The following is a 25,994-nucleotide window of genomic DNA, read 5'->3' as shown; positions in this document are numbered from 1 at the left end:
GCCAAGAGTTGGCTGGACAGTCGCTCTGTTGGTTCCTTCTGGCGCTGGCAGGGAGGAAAGTCCGGGCTCCATAGGGCAGAGTGCCAGGTAACGCCTGGGAGGCGTGAGCCTACGGAAAGTGCAGCAGAAAGCAAACCGCCTAAGCGCGCAAGCGCCGGTAAGGGTGAAAAGGTGCGGTAAGAGCGCACCGCGCAGCTGGTAACAGACTGTGGCGTGGTAAACCCCACTCGGAGCAAGACCAAATAGGAATCCATTGGTGTGGCCCGCACTGGATTCGGGTAGGTTGCTAGAGGTCACCAGTGATGGTGATCCCAGAGGAATGACTGTTCTCGACAGAACCCGGCTTACAGGCCAACTCTTATTTTTCTTCTCGTTGTGACTCCCGTCTCTTTTAGATCAAAAAAATCTTACTCTTCACAATCCACTTTAAGTTGTGAGGGGATCTGTTTGCTTTGTTTCTTCTTTGTGACCTCCCCTGTTCCCGGTTTGTAGGTAAATCCCTCCCTTTTCTCTCTAAACCCCTGCTCTGCAAGGCTTTTTTCCTCAAATGCCCGCTTGACGCTGTATCGGCGCATTTCTATAGTGTGCCAAAGTGGTACGAAGTGGATAAAAGTGGGAAATATTGGCGCCAAGCGTCATAAAACCAAAGGGGAAGGTGAAGAGCGTGTTTCGGGGATCCAACGCCATCAATCTGGACGCCAAGGGGCGACTCGCGATGCCTGCGCGCTATCGCGATCGCTTGGTGGAGTCCTGTGGCGGGCAGTTGGTGGCGACTATTGCACTCGAGGAACGTTGCCTCTGGATTTACCCCTTGCAGGAGTGGGAAGCGGTTGAAGCGCAATTGCGCTCAGCGCCGAACATGAATCCCGCAGTCAAACGTCTGCAGCGCCTGTTGATTGGTAACGCCAACGACCTGGAGCTGGACAGTAACGGCCGCTTCGTTATTCCACCGCTGCTGCGCGAACACGCTGGGCTGGATAAGAAAGTCATGCTGGTTGGGCAAATCAATAAATTCGAGCTCTGGAGTGAAGAGGCCTGGACGGCCACCACCAGCGCCTATCTGGAAGAATCGCAGGAAGCCGGCGAGTTGCCGGTTGAACTGCATTCCTTGAGCCTATGACCGCGCAAGCCAATTATCAGCACATTAGTGTGTTGCTCAACGAAGCACTGGAAGGGCTGGCGATAAAGCCTGCAGGGCTTTATGTCGATGGAACCTTCGGGCGTGGGGGACATAGCCGCGCGCTGCTTGCTGCGCTGGCGCCCGAGGGGCGATTGGTCGCCTTCGATAAAGATCCGGAAGCCATCCGGACAGGTAACGAACTGGCGGCCATAGACGGCCGCTTTGTCGTTGTGCAGCGCTCATTTGCCGACATGGCGCAAGAGCTCAAGGACAAGGGTTTGCACGGCAAAATCGACGGCGTATTGCTGGATCTTGGCGTGTCTTCGCCGCAGCTGGATGACCCGGAACGCGGCTTCAGTTTCCTGAACGATGGTCCGCTGGATATGCGCATGAATCCCGGCTTGGGGCAAAGCGCCGCGGACTGGATTAATAGTGCCGCCGAGGCGGATATCGCCACCGTGCTCAAAGAGTACGGTGAAGAGCGTTTTTCCAAGCGCATGGCGCGCGCCGTGGTAACCCGCCGCGCACAGATTCCCTTTACCCGGACCGCCGATCTGGCGGCAGTTATCAAAGAAGCCAATCCAGCCTGGGAGAAGGGTAAGCACCCGGCGACGCGTGCCTTCCAGGGTATTCGAATCTTCATTAACCGTGAGCTGGATGATCTCGCAGACGGCCTGCGCGCCGCGCTGGATGTATTGGCGCCCGGCGGCCGCCTGGTAGTGATCAGCTTTCACTCGCTGGAAGATCGTCTGGTCAAGCAGTTCATGCGCCGTGAAGCCAAAGGCGCGCCGCTGCCGCGCGACTTGCCGATTCGCGATATCGATATTGCGGTGTCGGTCAATCTGGTGGGCAAGGCAATCAAACCCTCGGCGGCCGAAGTCGCTGCCAACCCACGTTCGCGCAGCGCTGTGCTGCGTATTGCCGAGAAGCGCTGATGAGCACTGCTGAGCAGCCAGTCAAGCCACAACGCCACTTGCCGGCCGGCAGCGGCTGGCTGTTGCTGGCTGGCGTGCTGGTGGTGGTCAGTGCGCTGGCGGTTTCCTTCAGCGCGCACTGGAGTCGTCTACTGCTGAACGAGCTGGCGGGCCAGATTGAAGTGCGCGAAAAGGCGCAGGCCGAGTGGGGGCGCCTGGTATTGGAGCAAAGCACCTGGACGGCTTACAGCCGGATCGAGCGTATTGCCACTGAGCAGCTGGGTATGCACGTGCCTGAGCCGGCCGACGTGATTCTGGTGCAGCCATGAAGAAATTCGGTTTCAAGCCCAACGGTAGCCTATATCCCTGGCGTTTTCGCCTGGTGATCGCGCTGCTCGGCTTGTGCTGCGTCGCTGTGGCCTGGCGGATTGCCGAGCTGCATGTGCTGGATGAGGGTTTCCTCAAGAGTCAGGGTGACAAGCGCAGTGTGCGGCATGTGCCAATTCCGGCGCACCGCGGGCAGATTACCGACCGCAATGGCGAGCCTCTGGCCGTGAGCACACCGGTACTCACCATCTGGGCCAATCCGTCGCAGCTGATCGATCAACAGGCCCATTGGCCTGATCTGGCCCGCGTACTGGGTACCGACCTCTCTACCTTCTCCGAACGACTCAAGGCCAACGCTGACAAGGAGTTCATCTACCTGCGTCGGCGCATGACCCCGCTGGACGGTGAAGCCGTCATGGCGCTCAAGGTACATGGCGTTTACAGCATCGAGGAATATCGCCGCTTTTATCCGGCCGGCGAAGTGGCGGCGCACCTGGTGGGCTTCACCAACGTCGACGAAAAAGGCCAGGAAGGGCTTGAGCTGGCCTATGACCAGTGGCTGCAGGGTGTGCCGGGCAAACGTCAGGTGCTGCAGGATCGTCGTGGCCGTCTGATCAAGGATGTGCAGGTCATCAGCAACGCGCGCCCCGGCAATGACCTCAAGCTGTCGATCGACCTGCGTCTGCAGTACCTGGCTCACCGCGAGCTGCGTGAAGGCATGAAGAAGTTCGAGGCCAAGGCCGGCTCGATCGTGATGCTCGATGTGCGTACGGGTGAAGTGCTGGCGATGGTCAACCACCCAAGCTACAACCCGAACAACCGCTCCAATTTGCAGCCGGGCATGATGCGCAATCGCGCGATCATCGATGTGTTCGAGCCCGGCTCTACCATGAAGCCCATATCGATGACGGCGGCGCTGGCGACTGGCCGCTGGAAGCCGACTGATCAGGTCAATGTCTATCCGGGTACCATGCGCATTGGCCGCTATACCATTCGTGACGTTTCCCGTGCGCCGGGCGGCGTGCTGGACCTGAGCGGCATTCTGCTCAAGTCGAGTAACGTCGGCATGAGCAAGGTTGCCCTGGATATCGGCGGCCAGGCGGTGCACGACGCCATGCAGAGCGTAGGGCTCGGCGAGTACACCGGGTTGGGCTTCCCGGGTGAGCGGGTTGGCAAACTGCCCAGCTACCGCGAGTGGCGCTCAGCAGAAACGGCCGCACTCTCCTATGGCTACGGCCTGTCGGTTACCGCCGTGCAATTGGCTCAGGCCTATTCGATTCTGGCCAACGATGGTCGCAAGGTGCCGATGTCGCTGCTGCGCGTAGACGAGCGTCCGGCGGGCCAGCAGGTGCTGCCAGAGGCCGCAGCGAAAACCGTACAAGGCATGTTGCAGAACGTGATCGAGGCTGAGAGCGGCACCTATCGCGCTCGTGTGCCGGGCTACCACGTGTCCGGCAAAAGCGGCACGGCGCGCAAGGCGAGCACCTCCAGCAAGGGTTATCAGGAAGACTCCTATCGTTCCCTGTTTGCCGGCTTCGGCCCGAGCAGCGATCCGCGCATTGCAATCGCCGTGGTGATCGATGAACCCAGCGAGGGCGGCTATTACGGTGGTCTGGTGGCAGCTCCGGTGTTCAGTGGGCTCATGTCCAACGCCCTGCGCCTGATGAATGTGGCGCCGGACAACCTTGGCGACATGCAGCAGGTAGAGCTGCCCACGCCCCCGGCCACAGGAGAGCGCGGATGAAATTGGCTCGCCTGTTTTCTGGCCTGACGGACGCAACGGTAGAAGTGCATGGCATGGCGCTCGACAGCCGTCGTGTGCGCCCGGGCGATCTGTTTATTGCGGTACCCGGACTACAGCAGGACGGCCGCGACTATATTACTCAGGCGGTTGCCGCCGGTGCCGCTGCCATTGCTTATGAGTCGGCGGGTTACCGCGTGCCGGCCTTGCCGGTGCCCGCGGTGGCGGTAGCCGGTTTGCAGCAACAGTTGTCCGCACTGGCCGGGGTGTTTTATCAGCAGCCCAGCCAGCAACTGAAGGTGGTCGGTATCACCGGCACCAACGGCAAAACCAGTGTGAGCCAAATGTTGGCGCAGGCACTGGCGGCTCTGGATAAGCCCTGTGGCGTCATTGGTACGCTGGGCAGCGGTATGCCGGGGCAGCTGACCGAACATGGCATGACCACGCCGGATGCGCTGGTGGCGCAGGCGCAGTTGGCCCGTTTGCAGGCCCAAGGCGCCAGTCACGTAGCGATGGAAGTGTCGTCGCACGCCCTGGACCAGGGGCGGGTGGCCGCGGTGGAGTTCGCTGTCGGCGTGTTCACCAATCTGAGCCGCGATCATCTGGATTACCACCGCGATATGCAGCGCTACGGCGCCGCCAAGGCGTTGCTGTTTCAGCGGCCATTGCGCACGGCCGTGATCAACCTGGATGACGATTTTGGTCGCCAGTTGGCCGCGCAGTGCGCCTGTCCGGTTATCGGCTACAGCCTCACCGACCCCTCAGCCGAACTTTATTGCAGCGACATCAGCTACAGCAGCGACGGCATTTGCGCCCGTCTGCAGGCGCTGGGCCGCGAGCTTGAATTCACTAGCCCGTTGCTGGGCAGTTTCAACCTGAGCAACTTGCTGGCGGTCATTGGCAGCCTGCTGGCGCTGGATGTGATGCTGGAGCAAGCAGTCGATCAGGTCGCCCGGTTGCAACCCCCGGCAGGTCGCATGCAACGCCTGGGTGGCGGTGCAACGCCTCTGGTCGTCATTGACTACGCCCATACCCCGGATGCCTTGGACAAGGCGCTGGCAGCACTGCACGAGCACGCCAGCGGTCGAGTCGTTTGCGTCTTCGGCTGTGGCGGCGATCGCGACAAGGGAAAGCGCCCGCTGATGGCAAAAGTGGCAGAGCAGCACGCCGATGCTGTGGTAGTCACCAGCGACAATCCGCGCAGCGAGCCAGCGCAACAGATTATCGAGCAAATTTGCCTGGGGATGGAACGCAGCAGTGCTGCCACCGTCATACCGAACCGTGCGAGCGCTATCGCCGAGACGATCGCCGCAGCGAATATCGGCGATGTGATTCTGCTCGCCGGCAAAGGGCATGAAACTTATCAGGAGATTGAAGGCGTGCGTCACCCCTTCAGCGATATAGAACACGCGCGACAAGCGCTGCAGCAGTGGGAGGCGGCGCATGCTTGAAGCTATCCGGCTGTCCGCGCTGCTGAAGCCGCTGGCCGCCACCATGAATAGTGTAGATACGCATTTTGACAGCGTAAGTATTGATGCCCGTGGTGTGCAGCCGGGCGGCTTGTTCGTTGCGCTGGCCGGTTCGCGGGTCAATGGCCACGACTTTGTCGCCCAGGCGCGGGATAACGGCGCCGCCGCAGCCATGGTCGAATACCTGGTTGATGACGAGCTGCCCCAACTGCTGGTGCACGATTGCCAGTTGGCGCTGGGCCAGCTGGCGGCGCTGGTACGCGAAAGCTACCAAGGGCAGGTCATCGCGATTACCGGCTCCAGCGGCAAGACCAGCGTTAAAGAGATGCTGGCCTCGATTCTGCGCCAGGCTGGCCAGGTACTGGCCACCGAAGGCAATCTCAACAATGAACTGGGTGTGCCGTTAACACTGCTGCGTCTAAAGGCGGAGCACCAATTCGCGGTAATCGAGATGGGTGCGGCGGCGGTAGGTGATATCGCTTACACCATGACGCTGGCCAAGCCGCAGATCAGTGTACTGACCAACGCCGAAATGGCGCATGTAGGTCGCTTTGGCAGCCCTGAGAGTATCGCCAAGGCCAAGGGCGAGATCGTCAGCGAATTGCCAGACGGCGGCAAGGCGGTGCTGAACCTGGACAGCCCCTGGTTCGAGCAGTGGTATCAATTGCTCGGCAGCAAGCGCACTGCCTGCTCGTTCAGCCTGAAAAATCCGACCGCGCAGCTGCGCGCCGACAATATTCAGATGGATGCCAAGGGGTGTCCTGCATTTGAGCTGCAGACGCCCGCGGGCGCGGTGTCGGTTCAGCTGCAAGTGCGCGGTCAGCACAACATCGCCAACGCCCTGGCTGCGGCCGGTGCGGCGCTGGCGGCGGGTGTGTCGCTCGACTGCATCAGCGCCGGTCTGAGCGCATTGCCACCGGTAGCCGGCCGCGGCAATAGCGTCCCAGGTATTGCTGGTGCACAGATCATTGATGACAGTTACAACGCCAACCCTGCCTCGGTGAAGGCCGCGATCGACCTGCTCGCCGGACTTCAGGGTACCCGCGTGCTGGTGTTGGGCGATATGGGTGAATTGGGCGAGTGGGCTGAGGCCAGCCACCGTGAAGTGGGCGAGTATGCAGCCCAGCAGGGGCTAGATGCACTGTATGCGGTAGGTACGCTGTCCGCCCTGGCAGTCCAGGCCTTTGGTGAGCACGGACAGTTATTTGCCAGCAAGCAGGATTTGATCGAGGCGCTCAAGGGCCGCCTGGATATCAGCACCCAGGTGCTGGTGAAGGGCTCGCGCAGTGCGGGCATGGACGAGGTTGTTGCCGGCCTAGCGGCTGCGGTTGACACGCAAAATAACGAAAACAGGGTCAACTGACATGTTGCTTTTACTTGCCGAATTTCTCCAGCAGTACTACTCCGGTTTCTCGGTATTCCAGTACCTGACCCTGCGCGGCATTCTGGGCGTGCTGACCGCATTGACGCTGGCCCTGTTCCTGGGCCCCTGGATGATTCGTACCCTCAGTTTTCGCCAGATCGGGCAGTCAGTGCGCAATGACGGCCCACAGTCGCATTTGTCCAAGGCCGGTACGCCAACCATGGGTGGTGCGCTGATTCTGGTTGCCATCGGTATCAGCACGCTGCTGTGGGCCGATCTGAGCAATCTGTATGTCTGGGTGGTATTGGGCGTTACCTTCAGCTTTGGCGCGGTGGGTTGGGTAGATGATTACCGCAAGGTGGTCGAGAAGAATTCGCGCGGCCTGCCATCGCGCTGGAAGTACTTCTGGCAATCGGTGTTTGGTCTGGCAGCTGCGGTAATACTTTATCTGCACGCGCAGACGCCGGTGGAAACCACACTGATCGTGCCCTTTTTCAAGCAGGTCGAATTTCAGCTGGGTGCGTTGTTCGTGGTGCTGACCTACTTCGTTATCGTTGGCTCGAGCAATGCGGTCAACCTCACAGACGGCCTCGACGGCCTGGCGATCATGCCGACAGTGATGGTGGGCGGAGCACTGGGTATCTTTGCCTACCTCTCGGGTAACGCCAAGTTCGCCGAATACCTGTTGATTCCCTATGTTCCCGGCGCCGGCGAGCTGATCATCTTCTGCGGCGCGCTGCTCGGCGCCGGCCTCGGCTTCCTCTGGTTCAACACCTATCCCGCCCAGGTATTCATGGGCGATGTAGGCGCGCTGGCGCTGGGCGCAGCCCTGGGCGTCATTGCGGTGATTGTGCGGCAGGAAATCGTGCTTTTCATCATGGGCGGGATTTTCGTGGTGGAGACCCTGTCGGTGATTGTGCAGGTGGCGTCGTTCAAGCTGACCGGTCGCCGGGTGTTCCGCATGGCGCCGATTCACCACCATTTTGAACTTAAAGGCTGGCCTGAGCCGCGTGTCATCGTGCGGTTCTGGATCATCACCGTGGTACTGGTGCTGATCGGTCTTGCCACTCTGAAACTGCGTTGAGGATATTTGGGTGTCACTGATTACCACGGACAAACAACGGATTATCGTCGGGCTCGGCAGCAGCGGGCTCTCGGTCGCCCGTTATCTGGCGGGCCGCGGTCTGCCGTTTGCCGTGGTCGATACCCGTGAGAATCCCCCGGGTCTGGACAAGCTCAAGCGTTTTGCACCCATGGCGGATCTGTATCTGGGCGAACTCGATGAGGCCTTGCTGTGCTCTGCCGGTGAGTTGGTGGTAAGCCCGGGTGTGGCATTGGCTACGCCAGCCCTGCAGGCAGCGGCCAAGGCCGGGGTGTCTATCGTCGGCGATATCGAGCTGTTTGCCCGCGAGGCCAAGGCGCCGATCGTGGCCATCACCGGCTCGAACGCCAAGAGCACGGTAACCACACTGGTGGGCGAGATGGCCGCAGCGGCCGGGGTGGCGGTTGCCGTTGGCGGCAATCTGGGTACACCGGCGCTGGATTTGCTCGACCAAAACGCAGAGCTTTATGTGCTGGAGCTGTCGAGTTTCCAACTGGAAACCACCGACCGCCTCAACTCACGGGTCGCGACTGTGCTTAATGTCAGTGAAGATCATATGGACCGCTACAGTGGTCTGGCGGCTTACCACCTGGCCAAGCACCGCATTTTCCGCGGCGCCGAACAGATCGTGGTGAACCGCGATGACGCGCTGTCGCGCCCGCTGGTAGCTGACCAGTTGCCGTGTTTGACCTTCGGCCTGTCGCGCCCTGACTTTAAAGGCTTCGGCCTGATCGAGCAGGAAGGTGAGAGCTGGCTGGCGTTTGAGTTCAACGCCCTGATGCCGGCCAGTGAGCTGAAGATGCGCGGTGCGCATAATCAGTCCAACGCCTTGGCCGCGTTGGCTTTGGGCCACGCGGCAGGCCTGCCGATGCAGCCGATGCTGGATACCTTGCGCCGTTTCACCGGTTTGCCGCACCGCTGTCAGTGGGTGGGCGAGCACGCCGGCGTTACCTATTTTGACGATTCCAAGGCAACCAATGTGGGCGCCGCGCTGGCCGCCATCAACGGTTTGGGCAGCGACCTTGGCGGTAAGCTGGTGCTGATCGCCGGCGGCGACGGCAAAGGCGCCGACTTCACCCCGCTGAGTGCACCCTGTGCGCAGTATTGCCGGGCAGTGGTTTTGCTGGGGCGTGACGCAGATAAACTGGCGGCGGTATTGCCCGCGGGCGTCGACGTGAGCCGGGTTGATACGCTTGAGGCTGCGGTGTCCTTGGCGGCGGAGAAGGCTGAGTCTGGTGATGCGGTACTGCTGTCGCCCGCCTGCGCCAGTCTCGATATGTTCAAGAACTTTGAGCAGCGCGGTCAGCTGTTTGCCGCCGCTGTCGGGAGGTTGAGCGTATGAACTGGCTCGCCACCGCCCGTGACGCCAGCGCGCCTTTGCTGGGCGAGCGCCGTTTCGATATGGACTTGCCACTGCTGGTCGGCTCACTGTGCCTGCTCGCGCTGGGGTTGGTAATGGTTACCTCTGCCTCAATGGAAGTCGCGGCGGGCCGCCTGGGTGACCCCCTGTATTACATGAATCGGCAGATTGTTTATCTGTTGATTGGTCTGTTGGCGATGGCGGTCACCCTGGCGGTACCGGTGCGGGTCTGGGAACAATTCCGCTTCCCGCTGCTGTTCCTGGGGTTTGCCCTGCTGTTGGCGGTGTTGATTCCGGGCATTGGCCGTGAAGTGAATGGCAGCTGGCGCTGGATTGCCGTCGGCCCGATCAACGTGCAGCCGTCAGAGCTGGCCAAGTTGTTTGCGGTGGTTTTTCTGTCGGGCTACCTGGTGCACCGCCAGGATGAGGTTAAAGAGCAGTGGTTTGGTTTTATCAAACCCTTCATGGTGTTGGGCCCGATGGCTTGGCTGTTGATCATTGAGCCGGACTTTGGCGCCACGGTGGTGTTGATGGGCGCTGCCACCGGCATGTTGTTTCTCGGCGGCGTCGGGCTCTTCCGCTTCCTGCTGCTGTTCGGCTCGCTGGGCGGCCTGGCCGGTTTGCTGGTCGCCTTCGAGCCCTACCGCTTGCAGCGCCTGACCGGTTTCCTCAACCCCTGGGACGACCCCTACGGTACTGGTTATCAGCTCACTCAAGCGCTGATTGCCTTTGGCCGTGGCGAGTGGCTGGGTGTCGGTCTGGGCAACAGTATTCAGAAGCAGTTCTATCTGCCGGAGGCGCACACCGACTTTGTGTTCTCTGTGCTGGCGGAGGAGCTGGGCATGATCGGTGCGCTGGCCGCGTTCGCGCTGCTGATTTTTGTCGCGATCCGCGCGCTGTACATCGGTCTCTGGGCCGAACGCGCGGGGCTGATGTTTTCAGCCTACCTGGCCTACGGTCTGGCCATCATGTGGTGTGGGCAGGTGCTGATCAACGTTGGCGTGAACATTGGCTTGCTGCCCACCAAGGGGCTGACTCTGCCTTTTCTCAGCTACGGTGGCAGCTCGCTGGTGGTCTGCTGTGTGTCGCTGGGGCTGTTGCTGCGGATCGACTGGGAGCGCCGTCAGGCGCTGCGGGAGGCGTCCAATGGCTAAGACATTTCTGGTCATGGCCGGTGGTACCGGCGGTCACGTGTTCCCTGCGCTGGCCTGCGCGCGCATGTTGCGTGATCAGGGCTACGACGTGCACTGGCTGGGTACTCGCCGCGGCATCGAGGTTGATCTGGTACCGCAGGCCGGCTTCCCGATTCACTACATCGATATTCAAGGCCTGCGCGGCAAAGGCAAGCTGGATCTGCTCAAGGCCCCTGTGCGTATTGTGAAAGCGTTGGTTCAGTCGTTGAAACTGCTGGCTGAGTTGAAACCGGTCTGCGTACTGGGTGCCGGCGGCTACGTTACCGGGCCGGGCGGGCTGGCTGCCTGGTTGCGGGGTACGCCGGTGGTGATTCATGAGCAGAACGCGGTGGTCGGTACGGCAAATCGGTTGCTCTCGCGTATCGCCAAGCGTCGCTGCGAAGGTTTTGCCGGTAGCTTTGTGGGCGATGAGCGGCGCCGCAGTACGGGCAATCCGGTGCGCGAAGAGATTTTTCAGGTGCCGGCATTGGATTGGACTGCTGATCGTCCGCTGCGCTTGCTGGTGCTGGGCGGCAGTCTGGGCGCTATGCCGTTGAACACGCTGCTGCCGGATGCGCTTAGTCGTCTGCCGCAGGCGCAGCGGCCTCAGGTGGTACACCAGTGCGGCAAACAGCATCTGTTGGTTGCTCGTGAGGCCTATCAGGCGGCGGGTGTACGCGCCGACGTTGAGGCGTTTATCGCCGATATGGCTGGTGCCTATGAATGGGCCGATCTGGTGATTTGCCGCGCTGGTGCGCTGACTGTCTGTGAACTGGCTGCTGCTGGCCGACCTTCGTTTCTGGTGCCGCTGCCGCATGCGATTGACGATCACCAGAGCGCCAACGCGCGCTATTTGGCTGAGCGGGGCGGCGCTGAACTGTTGCCGCAGGCCGAGCTCAGCGGCGCGTTGCTGGCTGAAAAACTGACAACTTATATGAATCAACCGGAGTTACTGCGAGAGATGGCCCAACGCGCCCGCGAACAAGCAACCCCCAACGCCACGACCGATGTGGTCAAAGCCTGTCTGGAGGTCGCCCGTGACCAGTAACAAACGCGCCCAGGCGACCTTCACGCTGCCCGAGATGCGCCGCATCCGCCGCATCCATTTCGTTGGCATTGGTGGTGTAGGCATGTGCGGTATTGCTGAGGTGTTGCTGAACCTGGGTTACGAAGTATCCGGTTCGGATCTCAAGCGCTCGGCGGTGACTCAGCGGTTGGAGAACTTTGGTGCCCGGGTCGACATTGGCCACCGTTCCGAGAACCTGCAGTCGGCCGATGTGCTGGTGGTCTCCAGTGCCATCAACCCGCAGAATCCGGAAGTTGCTGCCGCCATCGAGCAGCGCATCCCGGTGGTGCCGCGCGCCGAAATGTTGGCCGAGCTGATGCGCTATCGTCACGGAATTGCCGTGGCCGGCACCCATGGCAAGACCACAACCACCAGCCTGATTGCCTCGGTACTGGCTGCCGACGGCAAGAGCCCGACTTTTGTGATCGGCGGCCGCCTGACCGCTGCCGGCACCAACGCGCAGTTGGGTGAGAGCCGTTATCTGGTGGCGGAAGCCGATGAGAGCGACGCCTCTTTCCTGCATCTGCAGCCGATGGTCGCGATCGTGACCAACATCGATGCCGATCACATGGCTACCTATGAGGGGGACTTCAACCGCCTCAAGCGCACCTTCGTCGAATTTCTGCACAACTTGCCGTTTTATGGCGTGGCGGTACTTTGCATCGACGATCCGGTGGTGCGTGAAATTCTGCCGCAGGTGAACCGCCAGGTGATCACCTATGGCCAATCCGACGATGCCGACATCCGTGCGGTGGACATTCACCAGACCGGCATGCAGACCCACTTCACCGTGCTGCGCGACGGGCGCGAGCCGCTGAAGGTCTCGGTCAACATGCCCGGCGTACACAACGTACTCAACTCGCTGGCGACTATCGCGGTAGCGACTGACGAGGGCGTATCCGACCAGGCCATCGTCAACGGCCTGACCGGCTTTCAGGGGGTTGGTCGCCGTTTTCAGGTATATGGCGACTTCAGCTGGGCCGATGGCCAGATCATGCTGGTCGATGATTACGGCCATCACCCACGCGAAGTGGCCGCTGTTATCAAGGCGGTTCGCGCTGGCTGGCCTGAGCGTCGCCTGGTGATGTTGTATCAGCCGCACCGTTACAGCCGCACCCGTGACCTGTATGAGGACTTTGTGCAGGTACTGGGTGAAACCAATGCCCTGTTACTGATGGAAGTCTATCCCGCAGGGGAAGAAGTGGTGCAGGGCGCGGATAGCAAGCACCTGTGTCGCAGCATTCGTCAGCGCGGCCAGATCGACCCTATTTATGTAGACCGTGACGCCGACGTCATGCCGCTGCTCGAAGCCGTATTGCAACCGGGCGACATCCTGCTGACGCAGGGCGCGGGTGATATCGGCGGTCTGGCGCAGCAACTGGCTGACGCCTTGGCTGCCCGCAACACTGGAGGTGAAGCCTGATGGTCGATGTAGCTGCCTTTGGGCGCGTAGCCGTGCTGTTTGGTGGAACCTCTGCCGAACGCGCCGTGTCGTTGAAATCCGGTGCGGCGGTGCTTGAAGCGCTGCTCGGTGCCGGCGTGAATGCCTACGGCATCGATGCGGACGAGCGTCTGGCGGAGCAGTTGATTGCTGAGCGGCCTGATCGCGTGTTCATCGCGCTGCACGGCCGTGGTGGTGAAGATGGCAGCCTGCAGGGGCTGTTGGAGTCGCTACGTATTCCTTATACCGGCAGTGGCGTAATGGCGTCTGCGGTTGGCATGGACAAGTTGGTCACCAAGCAGATTTGGCAGAGCCTGGGTTTATCCACTCCGGCCTACGCCATGCTGGGAGGTATTGATGAATGTGCTGCCATCGTTGAGAAACTGGGTACGCCGCTGATCATCAAACCAGTACACGAGGGTTCTTCGATCGGCATGGCCAAGGCCAACAGCCTGGCTGAATTGCAGGACGCCTGGCGCGGTGCGCAGACCTACGACGATCAGGCGCTTGTAGAACAGTGGGTGCAGGGCGCCGAATTCACCGTGGCCATTCTAGATGGCAAGGCGTTGCCAGCCATCCGTTTGCGCACACCGCACAATTTTTATGACTACGACGCCAAGTATCTGGCCAACGATACCCAGTACCTTTGCCCATGCGAGTTGCCGGCAGAGAAAGAGGCCGAGTTGGCCGAGCTGAGTCTGCGCGCCTTCAATGCGGTTGGTTGTCGTGGTTGGGGTCGGGTTGATGTGATGCAGGACGAAGCAGGGCGTTTCTATCTGCTTGAGGTCAACACCGTGCCGGGCATGACCGACCATAGCCTGGTGCCGATGGCGGCGAAAGCCACGGGCATGTCATTCACTGATCTGGTGCTGGCGATTCTCGCCGGCGCCCGTTGCTGAGTACGGGGCACCTATGTTGGGGCAGATGATACGCGAGACTCGCAGCACGCCGGCAGCACGACGCAAAGCGTCGAGCCGCGGCGCGGTGCGCGTGGCGCCGCCTGCTCCCCGCGTTAGCGCGCGCAGCCGCTTCAGTCGTCCCTCGTTTGACGGCTTCGGCCGACGCTTGCAAGGGTTGATGTGGCCGCTGCTGCTAGTCGCGCTCGGCATGGGCTTGTATGAGCTGGGTAGCCGTTTGATGCCCCTGGCGGACCGCCCGGTGGCGCTGATCACCGTAGAGGGTGAGCTGCAGTACATCGACAGGGCTGCGGTGCAGCAGGTGATTCAGCCGTACCTGCACGAACGCTTTCTGGGTATCGATCTGGACGGCTTGCATGCCGACCTGCTGGCGATGCCGTGGGTCGCAGATGCTTCAGTTCGGCGGGTATGGCCGGACAAGCTGGTGATTGACCTGGATGAACAGCTGCCCATCGCCCGCTGGGGTGATCAGGCGCTACTGAACAATGAAGGCAAGGCGTTTGCGCCGGATGATATCAGCCGGTTCGCGCAACTGCCGCAGCTCAACGGGCCGGAGCGCGCCAAGCGTCGGGTGATGCGTCATTACCAGCAGTTCAGCAGCCTGCTGCGGCCACAGGGCATGGTGGTCAGCAAGCTGGATCTGCGCGATCGCGGCAGCTGGTTTTTAACCACCGAAGACGGCATTGAAGTGCTGCTCGGTCGCGACAATCTGGTGGACAAGATGCAGCGGTTCATGACGGTCGAGCAAATGCTGCTACAGGATCGTCGGGAACTGATCGCGCGGGTGGATCTGCGCTACAGCAATGGCATGGCCGTGGCCTGGCGCGAGCCAGTTGAACCGGTCGAATCGGGGGAGTAACGGAAAGACTATGGCAAGCAAGCAGGGTAGCAGGATGATAGTGGGGCTGGATATCGGCACCTCCAAGGTCGTGGCACTGGTCGGCGAGATCGGCGCGGACGGCGAGCTGGAGATCGTGGGTATTGGCTCGCACCCCTCACGCGGGCTGAAAAAGGGCGTGGTGGTCAATATCGAGTCCACCGTGCAGTCGATTCAGCGGGCCATCGAAGAAGCAGAGCTCATGGCCGGTTGCCAGATCCATTCGGTATTCGCGGGGATTGCGGGCAATCACATCCGCAGCCTGAACTCCAACGGAATAGTCGCGATTCGTGACCGTGAGGTGGTGCAGGCCGATATCGAGCGTGTGCTGGATGCCGGTCAGGCGGTGGCCATTCCGGCGGATCAGAAAGTGCTGCACATCCTGCCGCAGGAATATGTGATCGATAACCAGGAAGGTGTGCGCGAGCCTCTGGGCATGTCGGGCGTGCGGTTGGAAGCCAAGGTGCACCTAGTGACCTGTGCACTGAACGCGGTGCAGAACATCGAGAAGTGCATCCGTCGCTGCGGGCTGGAAGTGGAAGACGTGATTCTCGAGCAACTGGCCTCCAGCTATGCGGTGCTGACGGAAGACGAGAAAGAACTGGGTGTGTGTCTGGTAGATATTGGCGGTGGTACTACCGATATCGCCATCTTCACCGAAGGCGCTATTCGCCACACCGCAGTGATTCCGATTGCCGGCGACCAGGTTACCAATGACATCGCCATGGCGCTGCGTACCCCGACCCAGTACGCCGAAGAGATCAAGATTCGTTATGCCTGCGCACTGGCCAAGCTGGCCGGCCCGGAAGAAACCATCAAGGTGCCGAGCGTCGGCGAGCGGCCACCGCGTGACCTATCGCGCCAGGCCTTGGCCGAGGTGGTCGAGCCGCGTTATGACGAGCTGTTCACCCTGATTCAGGCTGAACTGCGCCGCTCCGGTTTCGAAGACATGATCCCGGCGGGCATCGTTATGACCGGCGGCACCGCAAAAATGGAAGGCGCCATTGAGCTGGCCGAAGAGATTTTCCATATGCCGGTGCGCCTGGGCATGCCGCAGGAGTTCAAGGGGCTGACCGATGTGGTGCGCAATCCGGTTTACGCGACCAGCGTGGGCCTGTTGCATTACGGCATCAAACACCACGGCGAACAGAGCAGCAGCCCGAGCGACAGCGGCCCCAAGGTGCCGGTAGTCGAGCGGGTGAAGAAGTGGTTTCAAGGCAATTTTTAAGCTTTTGCAATTTCAGTAGCAGACCCGCTCAAGCGGGCTAAATGCAGTAAACGAAACGAAAACGAAACGAGTCTGTACTCAAGGAGAAGGTCATGTTTGAACTGATCGATAACGTCCCGCAGAACGCAGTAATCAAAGTTGTTGGTGTAGGCGGCGGCGGCGGTAACGCCCTGCAGCACATGGTTGTCAACAACGTAGAAGGTGTGGATTTCATCTGCGCCAATACCGATGCGCAAGCGCTGAAGAATGTCAGCGCACGCACCGTCCTGCAGCTGGGTTCAGCTGTCACCAAGGGTCTGGGCGCTGGTGCCAACCCGCTGATCGGCCGTGAAGCGGCCATCGAAGACCGCGAGCGCATCGCTGAAGTATTGCAGGGTGCCGACATGGTGTTCATTACCGCGGGTATGGGTGGTGGTACCGGTACCGGTGCAGCGCCAATCGTCGCTGAAGTGGCGCGCGAAATGGGCATTCTGACCGTGGCTGTAGTCACCAAGCCTTTCCCGTTCGAAGGGCGCAAGCGTCTGCAGATCGCTGAAGAAGGTATTCGTGAGCTGGGCCAGCACGTTGACTCGCTGATCACCATTCCGAACGAAAAACTGCTGACCGTGTTGGGTAAGGATGCCAGCCTGCTGGCCGCGTTCAGCAAGGCCAACGACGTGCTGTTGGGCGCCGTGCAGGGTATTGCTGATCTGATCATGCGTCCGGGTATGATCAACGTCGACTTCGCCGACGTGAAAACCGTTATGAGCGAAATGGGCATGGCCATGATGGGTACCGGCCACGCCAGCGGCCCGAACCGCGCCCGTGAAGCGGCAGAAGCGGCGATTCGCAGTCCGCTGCTGGAAGACGTCAACCTGATGGGTGCGCGCGGTATTCTGGTTAACATCACTGCCGGCCCAGACCTGTCGCTGGGTGAGTTCTCTGAGGTAGGTAGCACGGTTGAAGAATTTGCTTCCGAAAGCGCCACCGTGGTGGTGGGTACCGTTATCGATCCAGAACTGCGCGACGAACTGCGGGTCACCGTGGTTGCAACCGGTCTGGGTGCCAAGGTCGAGAAGCCCGTCAAGGTAGTCGACAATACCGCGGTACAGGCGCAAGCTGCTGCAACACGCCAGAGTGAAGGTTCAGCGCCAAACTACCGCGACCTTGATCGTCCTACCGTGATGCGTAACCAGCATCCGCAGGGCAGCGCGGCTGAACGCTTGAGCCGTCCGGCAGAAGACCTGGATTATCTGGATATTCCGGCCTTCCTGCGGCGCCAGGCCGATTGATCTGATCAATCGGCAGCATAGGGCTTATTGGTATTCATCAAAGGCGTACTTTGCTATTATGCACGCCAATTTGTTGAAAATTATTCGCAACTAGAGCGGACCCAGTCAAGCATGATCAGACAACGCACACTGAAGAACATCATCCGGGCCACTGGTGTTGGTCTGCATTCGGGTGAGAAGGTATACCTCACGCTGAAACCGGCACCGGTAGATACCGGGATAGTGTTCTGCCGCACGGATCTCGACCCTGTGGTCGAGGTCCCGGCGCGTGCCGAGTTCGTGGGTGAGACCACCATGTCCACCACCCTGATCAAGGATGGCGCCAAGGTTGATACGGTAGAGCATCTGCTGTCTGCCATGGCCGGTCTGGGTATCGATAACGCCTATGTTGAGCTGAGCGCCTCCGAAGTGCCGATTATGGACGGCAGCGCCGGCCCGTTTGTGTTCCTGATCCAGTCCGCTGGTATTGAGGAACAGGACGCTCCCAAGCAGTTCATTCGCATCAAGCGTGAAGTGACTGTTGAGGAGGACGGCAAAACCGCCACCTTCGTGCCCTTTGAAGGTTTCAAGGTTTCATTTGGTATCGATTTTGACCATCCGGTTTTCCGCGGTCGAAGTCAGAACGCCTGTGTGGATTTCTCCAGCACATCGTTCGTCAAGGAAGTCAGTCGCGCTCGTACCTTCGGTTTCATGCGTGATATCGAGTACCTGCGCTCGCAGAACCTGGCATTGGGCGGCAGTGTGGACAACGCGATTGTCGTTGACGAATACCGCGTACTCAATGAAGACGGTCTGCGCTATGAAGACGAGTTCGTGAAGCACAAGATTCTGGATGCCATTGGTGATCTTTACCTGTTGGGCAAAAGCCTGGTGGGTGAATTTCAGGGCTACAAATCCGGTCATGGGCTGAACAACAAGCTGATTCGCAAGCTGCTGCTCACCAAGGATGCGTGGGAAGTAGTCACATTTGACGATGCAGGGACGGCGCCGATCTCCTTCATGCGCCCCGCTGCAGCGGTTTGATGTCGCGGACAACAGAGTAGTCGTCTGACACCTATCTCGTTTCGTTTCTATTTAACGGCCACTTCGGTGGCCGTTTTCTTTTTTGTGGTAATCCGCGTGCCAGACAAGGGACACGGGGTCTGGGTTCCGTTCTGGCGCTGTCTTTTTGTGCCTTCTGGCTGTCTCTAGCTGTCGGCGTGATGGCGTGCCAGTTTTTCCAGTGCGCTGCGCAGCCGGGCGTCTGTAACGCCCTCCGCGGTGTCCCGCAGGTGTTCCGCAGCGACCTGTGAACGCCGCATTGTGCGAACTGGTGGTGCTTTTTTGACCAGTGGCGGTTGTACCTTGCAATGAATTTTCGTTAAGGTTGCGAATTCTTTGTAGGCCTGTAACTGGCGTATGAGACGTTTTTGCTGGTACCTGAGGCGGGTTGCCCACTGGCTGCTACTTACCACCATGCGCAGGACGCCATCTGTACACGAGGCTACCTTGCAGTGTTCTCGGGCAGCGGGTTCAAGCTGAGTCTCTACCAGCGCCTGTAACCGCTCCAGGTTTTTCGCTTGGGCATACAGGTGCTTCAGCGTCATGTTGGTGCGCAGCAGGTCAACGGGTCTGCGAGCGTCCAGCGGGTAGAAGGCCATGCAGGTGTATACCGGTTTGGAGTGATAGAGCGGTCATCCTATCAGAACCGCCATCGTGATTGTTTGAGGTCGTTATTTGAACATTATTATTCTCACTGGACGCCATGGCGCGTCACGTACGCTGACGCTGGGGGCTCCCTGGGTTGTGGCGGGTATTGCGCTCTTGGCTGCGTTGCCGGTGACTGCGGCGCTGCTCACTTGGCAGCTGCTGAGCGCGGGTGCTCCGCCACCCGACGAGGTGGCGGCAGTCGACAGTACGCCGGAGTGGCAGCAAGTTCTCCACGACTATGACATCGGTGATGTTGAGGCGGACGACGGAACCCAGGCGCAGATAGAACGCATGAGCCAGCAGCTGGCGCGGTTGCAGATGCGCTTGACCCGTCTGGATGCGCTGGGCGAGCGCTTGACCGAGTTGGCGGACTTCTCTGATGGCGAGTTCAACTTTGGTGATGAAATCGATCCAGGCATGGGTGGCCCGGAGCTGCGCAGCGGTGATGATCTGAGCTATCACGCGCCTGACCTGCAGAACGTAATTGAGCAGCTGTCGGAGCGGATAGACGATCGTACTCAACAACTGCAGCTGCTCGAAGACCTGATGGTTAGTCGGCAATCGGATGTTGATTCCGCACTGGACTTCAAGCCGGTGCGTCTGGGGCACCTTTCCTCTGGTTTTGGCCGCCGTACCGACCCCATTACCGGGCGCATCTCCATGCACACCGGGCTGGATTTTGCCGCGCCCCGCGGCACACCTATATATGCTGTAGGCAGCGGCGTAGTGGTTTTTGCCGGGCGCAATGGTGCCTATGGAAACATGGTTGAAATCAACCATGGCGGTGGTTACAAAACGCGCTATGCGCACACCTCGGTTATCAAGGTCAGCAAGGGCGACCTGGTGCAAAAGGGTGAAGAGATCGCTGCGGTTGGCAGTACCGGACGCTCTACAGGCTCGCATTTGCACCTCGAAGTCTACCGCAACGGCATGGCCGTAAATCCCGCGCGTTACGTCGCGTTGAAATAGTCCTTTTTTGCCCCCATTACTGAAGCTCGGATGTCACGACAGTGGCGTCCGGGCACGCTGCCGGGTGCGCGGTTTATTGTCAGGCAATAATCAGAGTAGAATGCCTTTTTCCAGGCGCCCGCCCGCCGCAGGTTTCGGGTGCGCCGATCACCAAATGGATATCGAAGTCGACTATGTTTGCGCCTTTAATGAGAAAGCTGTTGGGAAGCAAGAACGATCGTGAGTTGAAGCGGATGGGCAAGGTCGTCAACACGATCAACGCTCTGGAAGAAGGCTTGAACGCACTGAGCGACGAGCAGCTGAAGGCCAAGACCGAAGAGCTCAGGCAGCGGGTGATTGGTGGTGAGACCCTGGATGCGGTGCTGCCTGAAGCTTTTGCGCTGGTGCGCGAGGCGAGCAAGCGCGTGATGGGCATGCGCCACTTCGATGTGCAGATGATCGGCGGTATGGCATTGCACGAAGGCAAGATCGCAGAGATGAAGACTGGCGAGGGTAAAACCCTGGTCGCCACGCTGCCGGTCTACTTGAATGCGCTATCCGGCAAAGGTGTGCACGTGGTCACGGTGAACGATTACCTGGCCTCGCGTGATGCCAACACCATGCGCCCGTTGTACGAGTTTCTCGGTATGTCGGTTGGCGTCGTGGTGCCCTTCCAGGACCCGCAGGAGAAGCGCGCCGCCTACCGCTGCGACATTACCTACGGCACCAACAACGAGCTGGGTTTCGATTACCTGCGCGACAATATGGCCTTCCGCCTGGAAGACAAGTTTCAGCGCGAACCCAATTTTGCCGTAGTCGATGAGGTTGACTCGATTCTGATTGATGAGGCGCGCACGCCGTTGATCATCTCGGGGCCCGCCGAAGACAGTTCCCGCCTGTATACCGCTATCAACACCCTGATTCCCTTGCTCAAGCGCGGTTATCCTGCTGAAGAGGGCGAAGAGTCGGTCGATGGGCATTACAGCATCGACGAGAAGACCCGTCAGGTTGAGTTGAACGAGGCGGGGCACCAGTTCGTCGAAGAGTTGCTGGTCAAGGAAGGCTTGCTGGAAGAAGGTGACAGCCTGTACGCCGCGCAAAACCTGAACCTGCTGCACCATGTGCATTCTGCGCTGCGCGCGCACACCTTGTTCCATCGCAATGTCGAATACATAGTGCAGAACAATCAGGTGCTGCTGGTAGATGAGCATACCGGCCGTACCATGCCCGGCCGCCGTTTGTCCGAGGGCTTGCACCAGGCCATTGAGGCAAAGGAAGGCTTGAAGATTCAAGCCGAGAGCCAGACGCTGGCGTCGACTACCTTCCAGAATTATTTTCGTCTCTACACCAAATTGTCCGGCATGACCGGTACGGCTGATACCGAAGCCTTTGAATTTCGCCAAATCTACGGCTTGGACGTATTGGTTATACCCACCAACAAGCCGATGGTGCGCAAGGATCACAACGATCTGGTGTACTTGAGTATCGACGAGAAATTCGCCGCCATCGTGGCGGATATCAAGCAGTGCATGGAGAGTGGTCGTCCTGCACTGGTGGGTACCGCGTCAATCGAGTCATCCGAAGTCGTGGCGCAGCTGCTGACCCGTGAGCAGATCCCGCACAAGGTGCTGAATGCCAAGTATCACGAGAAAGAAGCGGAAATCATTGCGCAGGCCGGCCGCCCCGGTGCTGTGACCATTGCCACCAACATGGCAGGCCGGGGTACCGACATCATTCTGGGCGGCAGCTGGGAAGCGGAAGTCGCCAGTCTGGAGAACCCGACCGAGCAGCAGATTGCGCAGATCAAGGGCGAGTGGCAGCAACGTCATCAGCAGGTGCTGGAAGCAGGCGGCTTGCACATCATTGCTTGCGAACGTCACGAGTCTCGTCGTATCGACAACCAGCTGCGCGGCCGCGCCGGTCGTCAGGGTGATCCGGGTTCCAGTCGTTTCTATCTGTCGCTGGAAGATAGCCTTATGCGCATCTTCGCCTCCGACCGGGTGAAGAACTTCATGAAAGCCCTGGGCATGGAGAAGGGCGAGGCCATCGAGCACCGCATGGTCACCAACGCCATCGAGAAAGCTCAGCGCAAGGTTGAAGGGCGCAACTTCGATATTCGCAAGCAATTGCTGGAATACGATGACGTAGCCAACGAGCAGCGCAAGGTGATCTACGGTCAACGCAACTCGATTCTTGCCAGCGACAACGTGCAGGAAACTATTCAGGCCATCCGTGAAGACGTGGTCTCCGATCTGGTTGGCCAGCATATGCCGTTCGGTAGCCTGCCTGAACAGTGGGATATCGCCGGCCTTGAACAGCAACTGGCCAGTGAGCTGGGCTTGCACTTGCCGCTGCAGCAGTGGCTCGATGACGACGAGACGCTGACCGAAGAGGGCGTCAACAAGCGCGTATTGGAAGCGCTGGTGCTGGCCTATGAAGAGAAGGAGTTGCTGGCCGGTGCCGACGCCATGCGCTCGTTCGAGAAGCAGATGCTGTTGCGCGTGCTGGATGATCTGTGGAAAGAGCACCTGGCCACCATGGACCACCTGCGTCAAGGTATTCACCTGCGTGGCTATGCGCAGAAAAACCCCAAACAAGAGTACAAGCGCGAAGCCTTCAACCTGTTTGAAGAGATGCTGGGCAATCTCAAGCGCGACACTGTGCGCGTCTTGAGCCATGTGCAGATCAAGCGTGAAGATCCTGCAGAGGAAGAGGCTCGTCTGCGTCAGCAGGCGGAAGAGCTGCAGCGACGCATGCAGTTCAAGCACGAAGAGCTGGCTAGTGTTGCCGATGCGCAACCAGCGGAGCCGGAGCAGGTCGCCGCCGCACCAGCCGCGCCGCAGACGCGCGATGGCGCCAAGGTGGGGCGTAACGACGCATGCCCCTGTGGTTCCGGTAAAAAATACAAGCACTGCCACGGGCAGATAAGCTGAAACAAGCTTGAAGCTATAAGCCGTTAGCTTGAAGAAGGTGTGTGGGGGGTGACGAGTTAATCGTAACCCCCCACACTAGCTTCTAGCTTCTAGCTTCTAGCTTCTAAATTTAATTTCCTTGGAGTGTCCGCCATGCCCGTTGGTCTCGGCCCTTTGCCCGTTTTGCATCCTGTTCCCGGTTTTCGCCTCGGTATCGCCTCTGCTGGCATCAAACGGGTGGGGCGCAAGGACGTCGTTATTATGGAGGCTGCCGAGGGCGCGAGCATTGCCGGGGTATTCACCACCAACGCGTTCTGCGCTGCGCCCGTAACCCTCACGCGCCAGCACCTTAGCTGCTCGCCACGCTATCTGCTGGTCAACACGGGCAATGCCAACGCCGGTACCGGCAAACCAGGCATGCAAGCTGCTGTCAGCACGTGCGAGGCGCTGGGGCACCTGGTGGGTGTTGATGCGCAGCAAGTGTTGCCATTCAGTACCGGCGTAATCGGTGAGTTGCTCCCTGCCGCCAAGGTTATCGATGCAATGCCCGCAGCGCTGGCGGATCTGTCTGAGGGCAATTGGGCGGTCGCGGCGGAAGGCATCATGACCACCGATACTCAGCCCAAGGGGAGCAGCCGGCAGATTACCCTGGCTGGCCAAACGGTCACCATCACCGGCATCTCCAAAGGCGCAGGTATGATCCGCCCGAACATGGCGACCATGCTGGGTTATGTAGCAACCGACGCCAGAGTCGCCCAGTCAGTGTTGCAGCACATGGTGAAAGCGGCTGCAGATCTGTCGTTCAATCGAATTACCATTGATGGCGACACCAGTACCAACGATTCCTGCGTGCTGATCGCTACCGGCTTGGCCGATATGCCCGAAATAGCCTCCACCGACAGCGCGGAATATCATCAGTTGGCTGAGGCGGTTAACGCGGTGATGCTTGAGTTGGCGCAAGCCATTGTGCGTGACGGCGAAGGCGCCACCAAGTTCGTGACGGTTCAGGTAAATGGCGGCGCTGATCGCGATGAGTGTCTGGATGTCGGCTACGCCGTAGCGCATTCCCCTCTGATCAAGACCGCACTGTTCGCTTCAGACCCCAACTGGGGGCGTATTCTCGCTGCAGTGGGTTATGCCGGCGTCGCGAACCTGGATGTCGAAAAGATTGATGTTTATCTGGACGACGTTTGCATTACCCGTAATGGCAGCCGTGCTCAGGAATATCTTGAGGAGCAGGGCGCCGCAGTGATGACACAGGCCGAAATCACCATTCGCATCGAGCTGGGGCGTGGCGATTGCACTGAGACGCTGTGGACGACTGATCTTTCGCACGAGTATGTGCGGATCAATGCCGAGTATCGTACCTGAGTAGAGATGCCAAGGCAGCATTACGCTATAGGCAGCCTCAGGGCTGCCTTTTTAATGCGCGAGCGATGCAGGGCAGTAGCGCGGCTGCGCAGGCTCGCGGTCCAGGCGTAGGCGCCCAACGCGGTTGATAATCAGCAGGCGCGCGTCATCGCCCTGCTGGTGTGGGCACAGGCGTAATGTGCCAGCCAGAAAACCGCCGTTAACCAGTTCCGACTCCCCCAGAGCGTTGTAACGCAAATAACGAGCGAGTGCGCCGCTGCCATGAATGTGGTGCACGCTGGCCGCCATATCCTGACCTAACAGCTGGTCACCCTGATCAAAGAGCGTGTTGCTGTTGCGGTCAATGAATATGCGCCAGCCGGCATTCCAGTCACCGTCAACCGGGGCCATGGTGACCGCCTCATTGCGCCGCACTGCTTCTTCGCGAGTTTGTTGTATGCTGCGCGCCAGCTGTTCCTTGCCGACGTCCATGCGCTGGTTGTCGATCAGCCGACCGAACGCCGGCAGGCCTATGCTCAGCAATATGGTCACGAGTGCCAGCGCGGTGAGCAGTTCTACCAGGGTGAAGCCCTTGCAGCGCATTGCCTTCTCCTTGTGCAAGTCGCACGCTTTTGCCCTGAAAGGCAGGTTAATTACCTGTCATGCTGCGCATTCGACCGGCTATCGGTGCAAGCAAGACGTTGTCACTGCCTATTCTTATATTGCATGAACTACTAGGAGGGTTGTTTTGATGCGAAGTGTGAAGGGGTTCACTCTGATCGAGATGATGGTGACCATCGCGGTGGCGGCGATATTGGTGGCTTTGGCATTGCCTTCATTCCGCAATTTGATTGTCAGTAGTCGGCTGAATGGCATTGCGTCCGATATGGTCGATATCGTCAGCTTTGCTCGCTCTGAGTCGATTAAGCGCAATAGCACTATCCAGTTGTGCCGTGCTGCAACGGCTACTGCCACCACTTGTGCCGGCGCGTCGGGCGATTGGGTGAACTGGGTAGTGCTGTCAGGCGCTAACGTGCTACGCCGCGGCGCGCTGAATACCTATGGTGGTAGTGTAGAAATGACCTCAACTTTAACCAATGATCGCGTCGACTTCGGGGGCGATGGCCTGGCTAGAACTGGCGGGAGCCTCATTGCCGAGGCAGAGATATCAGCATGCTCTACAGACGGGCCCTCAGAATCCGTGCGGGATGTGAAGTTCGGTGCGGCTAGTCGTGTTTCAATTGTCAAAGTAGCAGGAGTTTGCCCATGAACGGCCGACTTTCTCAGCGTCAACCGCTCTATAGTCAGCGTGGTATCGGGTTGATTGAAGTATTGATCACCGTGTTGGTGCTGTCTATCGGTTTACTTGGTTTGGCAGGGCTGCAGCTTGCCTCTCTGCGCAATAATCAGAGCGCCATGGAGCGCTCAATGGGTGTTATGCAAAGCTACTCGATAATTGAGGCCATTCGTGCCGATGCGGACTCGGCCAAGAATGGCCGTTTCAACGTTGGTCTGGACGACGACCCTTCTGCTAACGCGACTTTTCCGGCAAAGGCTGTTCAGGTTTGGCGCGCGCAGCTGACTCAAAATTTAGGTGACGCGGCCAAAGGCTCTGTTACATGCAACAGCACAGACTGTACGGTAATTGTTCAATGGGATGACAGTCGTGGCCTGGGTGGCAGTGCTACCCAACAGATTACGACCGAGGTACAACTATGAAAGGCGGA

General features: G+C 59.5%; 23 protein-coding genes and 1 other RNA gene. 22 read left to right on the top strand and 2 right to left on the bottom strand.

Features of this window, described 5'->3' with window-relative positions:
- Positions 1–4 precede the first annotated feature (4 nt).
- The 17 genes from rnpB (at position 5) to lpxC (ending at position 18,391) form a co-directional block, all read left to right on the top strand.
- Positions 5–363: RNase P RNA component class A (gene rnpB, locus BLU26_RS08110), an RNA gene on the top strand.
- Positions 364–664: 301 nt separating this feature from the next.
- The gene (mraZ, locus tag BLU26_RS08105; RefSeq protein ID WP_092285555.1) at positions 665–1,120 is read left to right on the top strand and encodes a division/cell wall cluster transcriptional repressor MraZ; all 456 of its coding nucleotides are present in this window, start codon (positions 665–667) and stop codon (positions 1,118–1,120) included.
- Positions 1,117–2,055, top strand: coding sequence for a 16S rRNA (cytosine(1402)-N(4))-methyltransferase RsmH (rsmH, locus tag BLU26_RS08100; RefSeq protein WP_092285552.1), 939 nt, complete (start codon positions 1,117–1,119; stop codon positions 2,053–2,055). The genes mraZ and rsmH overlap by 4 nt, the downstream gene beginning before the upstream one ends.
- Complete coding sequence (gene ftsL, locus BLU26_RS08095; RefSeq protein WP_092285550.1) at positions 2,055–2,363, top strand: cell division protein FtsL; 309 nt, start codon at positions 2,055–2,057, stop codon at positions 2,361–2,363. The genes rsmH and ftsL overlap by 1 nt, the downstream gene beginning before the upstream one ends.
- The gene (locus BLU26_RS08090) at positions 2,360–4,105 is read left to right on the top strand and encodes a peptidoglycan D,D-transpeptidase FtsI family protein (protein ID WP_092285548.1); all 1,746 of its coding nucleotides are present in this window, start codon (positions 2,360–2,362) and stop codon (positions 4,103–4,105) included. Before ftsL ends, BLU26_RS08090 begins: the two co-directional genes overlap by 4 nt.
- On the top strand, positions 4,102–5,553 hold the full coding sequence (locus BLU26_RS08085; protein WP_092285546.1) for a UDP-N-acetylmuramoyl-L-alanyl-D-glutamate--2,6-diaminopimelate ligase: 1,452 nt from the start codon (positions 4,102–4,104) through the stop codon (positions 5,551–5,553). The genes BLU26_RS08090 and BLU26_RS08085 overlap by 4 nt, the downstream gene beginning before the upstream one ends.
- Positions 5,546–6,934: a UDP-N-acetylmuramoyl-tripeptide--D-alanyl-D-alanine ligase gene (locus tag BLU26_RS08080; protein WP_092285544.1), complete on the top strand. Its 1,389-nt coding sequence runs from the start codon at positions 5,546–5,548 to the stop codon at positions 6,932–6,934. The genes BLU26_RS08085 and BLU26_RS08080 overlap by 8 nt, the downstream gene beginning before the upstream one ends.
- A gap of 1 nt (position 6,935) precedes the next feature.
- On the top strand, positions 6,936–8,018 hold the full coding sequence (mraY, locus tag BLU26_RS08075; protein ID WP_092285542.1) for a phospho-N-acetylmuramoyl-pentapeptide-transferase: 1,083 nt from the start codon (positions 6,936–6,938) through the stop codon (positions 8,016–8,018).
- A gap of 10 nt (positions 8,019–8,028) precedes the next feature.
- Entirely contained in the window at positions 8,029–9,378 is a 1,350-nt protein-coding gene (gene murD / locus BLU26_RS08070; protein ID WP_092285540.1) for a UDP-N-acetylmuramoyl-L-alanine--D-glutamate ligase, read from the top strand.
- Positions 9,375–10,550, top strand: a complete 1,176-nt coding sequence (ftsW, locus tag BLU26_RS08065; protein ID WP_092285538.1) for a putative lipid II flippase FtsW — start codon at positions 9,375–9,377, stop codon at positions 10,548–10,550. Before murD ends, ftsW begins: the two co-directional genes overlap by 4 nt.
- Positions 10,543–11,616, top strand: coding sequence for an undecaprenyldiphospho-muramoylpentapeptide beta-N-acetylglucosaminyltransferase (gene murG / locus BLU26_RS08060; RefSeq protein WP_092285536.1), 1,074 nt, complete (start codon positions 10,543–10,545; stop codon positions 11,614–11,616). The genes ftsW and murG overlap by 8 nt, the downstream gene beginning before the upstream one ends.
- 34 nt (positions 11,617–11,650) lie before the next feature.
- On the top strand, positions 11,651–13,057 hold the full coding sequence (gene murC, locus BLU26_RS08055) for a UDP-N-acetylmuramate--L-alanine ligase (protein ID WP_231702055.1): 1,407 nt from the start codon (positions 11,651–11,653) through the stop codon (positions 13,055–13,057).
- Complete coding sequence (locus BLU26_RS08050) at positions 13,057–13,974, top strand: D-alanine--D-alanine ligase (protein WP_092285532.1); 918 nt, start codon at positions 13,057–13,059, stop codon at positions 13,972–13,974. The genes murC and BLU26_RS08050 overlap by 1 nt, the downstream gene beginning before the upstream one ends.
- 13 nt (positions 13,975–13,987) lie before the next feature.
- A complete protein-coding gene (locus BLU26_RS08045) occupies positions 13,988–14,851 on the top strand; it encodes a cell division protein FtsQ/DivIB (protein ID WP_092285530.1) in 864 nt (287 codons plus the stop codon).
- 10 nt (positions 14,852–14,861) lie between these two features.
- A complete protein-coding gene (ftsA, locus tag BLU26_RS08040; protein ID WP_092285528.1) occupies positions 14,862–16,097 on the top strand; it encodes a cell division protein FtsA in 1,236 nt (411 codons plus the stop codon).
- A gap of 92 nt (positions 16,098–16,189) precedes the next feature.
- Positions 16,190–17,368, top strand: coding sequence for a cell division protein FtsZ (gene ftsZ / locus BLU26_RS08035; protein ID WP_092285526.1), 1,179 nt, complete (start codon positions 16,190–16,192; stop codon positions 17,366–17,368).
- Between the two features lie 111 nt (positions 17,369–17,479).
- Positions 17,480–18,391, top strand: a complete 912-nt coding sequence (lpxC, locus tag BLU26_RS08030; RefSeq protein ID WP_092288412.1) for a UDP-3-O-acyl-N-acetylglucosamine deacetylase — start codon at positions 17,480–17,482, stop codon at positions 18,389–18,391.
- Positions 18,392–18,555: 164 nt separating this feature from the next.
- On the opposite strand, the gene BLU26_RS08025 is transcribed toward lpxC, so the two are convergent.
- The gene (locus tag BLU26_RS08025) at positions 18,556–19,008 is read right to left on the bottom strand and encodes a DUF721 domain-containing protein (protein WP_092285524.1); all 453 of its coding nucleotides are present in this window, start codon (positions 19,006–19,008) and stop codon (positions 18,556–18,558) included.
- Positions 19,009–19,084: 76 nt separating this feature from the next.
- On the opposite strand from BLU26_RS08025, the gene BLU26_RS08020 reads away from it, so the two are divergent.
- The 3 genes from BLU26_RS08020 (at position 19,085) to argJ (ending at position 24,288) form a co-directional block, all read left to right on the top strand.
- The gene (locus BLU26_RS08020) at positions 19,085–20,026 is read left to right on the top strand and encodes a M23 family metallopeptidase (protein ID WP_092285522.1); all 942 of its coding nucleotides are present in this window, start codon (positions 19,085–19,087) and stop codon (positions 20,024–20,026) included.
- 173 nt (positions 20,027–20,199) lie between these two features.
- Entirely contained in the window at positions 20,200–22,938 is a 2,739-nt protein-coding gene (gene secA / locus BLU26_RS08015) for a preprotein translocase subunit SecA (RefSeq protein WP_092285520.1), read from the top strand.
- Positions 22,939–23,070: 132 nt separating this feature from the next.
- Entirely contained in the window at positions 23,071–24,288 is a 1,218-nt protein-coding gene (argJ, locus tag BLU26_RS08010) for a bifunctional glutamate N-acetyltransferase/amino-acid acetyltransferase ArgJ (RefSeq protein WP_092285518.1), read from the top strand.
- A 51-nt stretch (positions 24,289–24,339) separates the two neighbouring features.
- Here the strand turns inward: argJ and BLU26_RS08005 are convergent, their stop codons facing one another.
- Positions 24,340–24,870 carry a GspH/FimT family pseudopilin gene (locus BLU26_RS08005; protein ID WP_092288411.1) on the bottom strand — a complete coding sequence of 177 codons (531 nt, stop codon included), beginning with the start codon at positions 24,868–24,870 and terminating at the stop codon, positions 24,340–24,342.
- Positions 24,871–25,018: 148 nt separating this feature from the next.
- Here BLU26_RS08005 and BLU26_RS08000 point away from each other — a divergent pair, with 148 nt between their 5' ends.
- The gene (locus BLU26_RS08000) at positions 25,019–25,537 is read left to right on the top strand and encodes a GspH/FimT family pseudopilin (protein ID WP_092285516.1); all 519 of its coding nucleotides are present in this window, start codon (positions 25,019–25,021) and stop codon (positions 25,535–25,537) included.
- Positions 25,534–25,986 (top strand): type IV pilus modification protein PilV, encoded by a 453-nt coding sequence (pilV, locus tag BLU26_RS07995; protein WP_092285514.1) that lies wholly within the window; start codon positions 25,534–25,536, stop codon positions 25,984–25,986. Before BLU26_RS08000 ends, pilV begins: the two co-directional genes overlap by 4 nt.
- Positions 25,987–25,994: the final 8 nt, after the last annotated feature.

This window comes from Halopseudomonas sabulinigri (assembly GCF_900105255.1).
GTDB classification, from domain to species: domain Bacteria; phylum Pseudomonadota; class Gammaproteobacteria; order Pseudomonadales; family Pseudomonadaceae; genus Halopseudomonas; species Halopseudomonas sabulinigri.
Note: the sequence above shows the minus strand (reverse complement) of the source record. Positions and strands in the feature narration are given on the sequence as shown.

Excerpts from the sequence above, each read along its gene's own strand:
- BLU26_RS08050 (WP_092285532.1), top strand. The coding sequence starts at position 13,057 with ATGGTCGATGTAGCTGCCTTTGGGCGCGTAGCCGTGCTGTTTGGTGGA.
- rsmH (WP_092285552.1), top strand. The coding sequence starts at position 1,117 with ATGACCGCGCAAGCCAATTATCAGCACATTAGTGTGTTGCTCAACGAA.
- ftsL (WP_092285550.1), top strand. The coding sequence starts at position 2,055 with ATGAGCACTGCTGAGCAGCCAGTCAAGCCACAACGCCACTTGCCGGCC.
- ftsW (WP_092285538.1), top strand. The coding sequence starts at position 9,375 with ATGAACTGGCTCGCCACCGCCCGTGACGCCAGCGCGCCTTTGCTGGGC.
- secA (WP_092285520.1), top strand. The coding sequence starts at position 20,200 with ATGTTTGCGCCTTTAATGAGAAAGCTGTTGGGAAGCAAGAACGATCGT.
- ftsA (WP_092285528.1), top strand. The coding sequence starts at position 14,862 with ATGGCAAGCAAGCAGGGTAGCAGGATGATAGTGGGGCTGGATATCGGC.
- BLU26_RS08000 (WP_092285516.1), top strand. The coding sequence starts at position 25,019 with ATGCGAAGTGTGAAGGGGTTCACTCTGATCGAGATGATGGTGACCATC.
- BLU26_RS08090 (WP_092285548.1), top strand. The coding sequence starts at position 2,360 with ATGAAGAAATTCGGTTTCAAGCCCAACGGTAGCCTATATCCCTGGCGT.
- ftsZ (WP_092285526.1), top strand. The coding sequence starts at position 16,190 with ATGTTTGAACTGATCGATAACGTCCCGCAGAACGCAGTAATCAAAGTT.
- argJ (WP_092285518.1), top strand. The coding sequence starts at position 23,071 with ATGCCCGTTGGTCTCGGCCCTTTGCCCGTTTTGCATCCTGTTCCCGGT.
- BLU26_RS08080 (WP_092285544.1), top strand. The coding sequence starts at position 5,546 with ATGCTTGAAGCTATCCGGCTGTCCGCGCTGCTGAAGCCGCTGGCCGCC.
- BLU26_RS08085 (WP_092285546.1), top strand. The coding sequence starts at position 4,102 with ATGAAATTGGCTCGCCTGTTTTCTGGCCTGACGGACGCAACGGTAGAA.
- mraY (WP_092285542.1), top strand. The coding sequence starts at position 6,936 with ATGTTGCTTTTACTTGCCGAATTTCTCCAGCAGTACTACTCCGGTTTC.
- BLU26_RS08025 (WP_092285524.1), bottom strand. The coding sequence starts at position 19,008 with ATGGCCTTCTACCCGCTGGACGCTCGCAGACCCGTTGACCTGCTGCGC.
- murG (WP_092285536.1), top strand. The coding sequence starts at position 10,543 with ATGGCTAAGACATTTCTGGTCATGGCCGGTGGTACCGGCGGTCACGTG.
- lpxC (WP_092288412.1), top strand. The coding sequence starts at position 17,480 with ATGATCAGACAACGCACACTGAAGAACATCATCCGGGCCACTGGTGTT.
- BLU26_RS08005 (WP_092288411.1), bottom strand. The coding sequence starts at position 24,870 with ATGCGCTGCAAGGGCTTCACCCTGGTAGAACTGCTCACCGCGCTGGCA.
- pilV (WP_092285514.1), top strand. The coding sequence starts at position 25,534 with ATGAACGGCCGACTTTCTCAGCGTCAACCGCTCTATAGTCAGCGTGGT.
- murC (WP_231702055.1), top strand. The coding sequence starts at position 11,651 with ATGCGCCGCATCCGCCGCATCCATTTCGTTGGCATTGGTGGTGTAGGC.
- BLU26_RS08045 (WP_092285530.1), top strand. The coding sequence starts at position 13,988 with ATGTTGGGGCAGATGATACGCGAGACTCGCAGCACGCCGGCAGCACGA.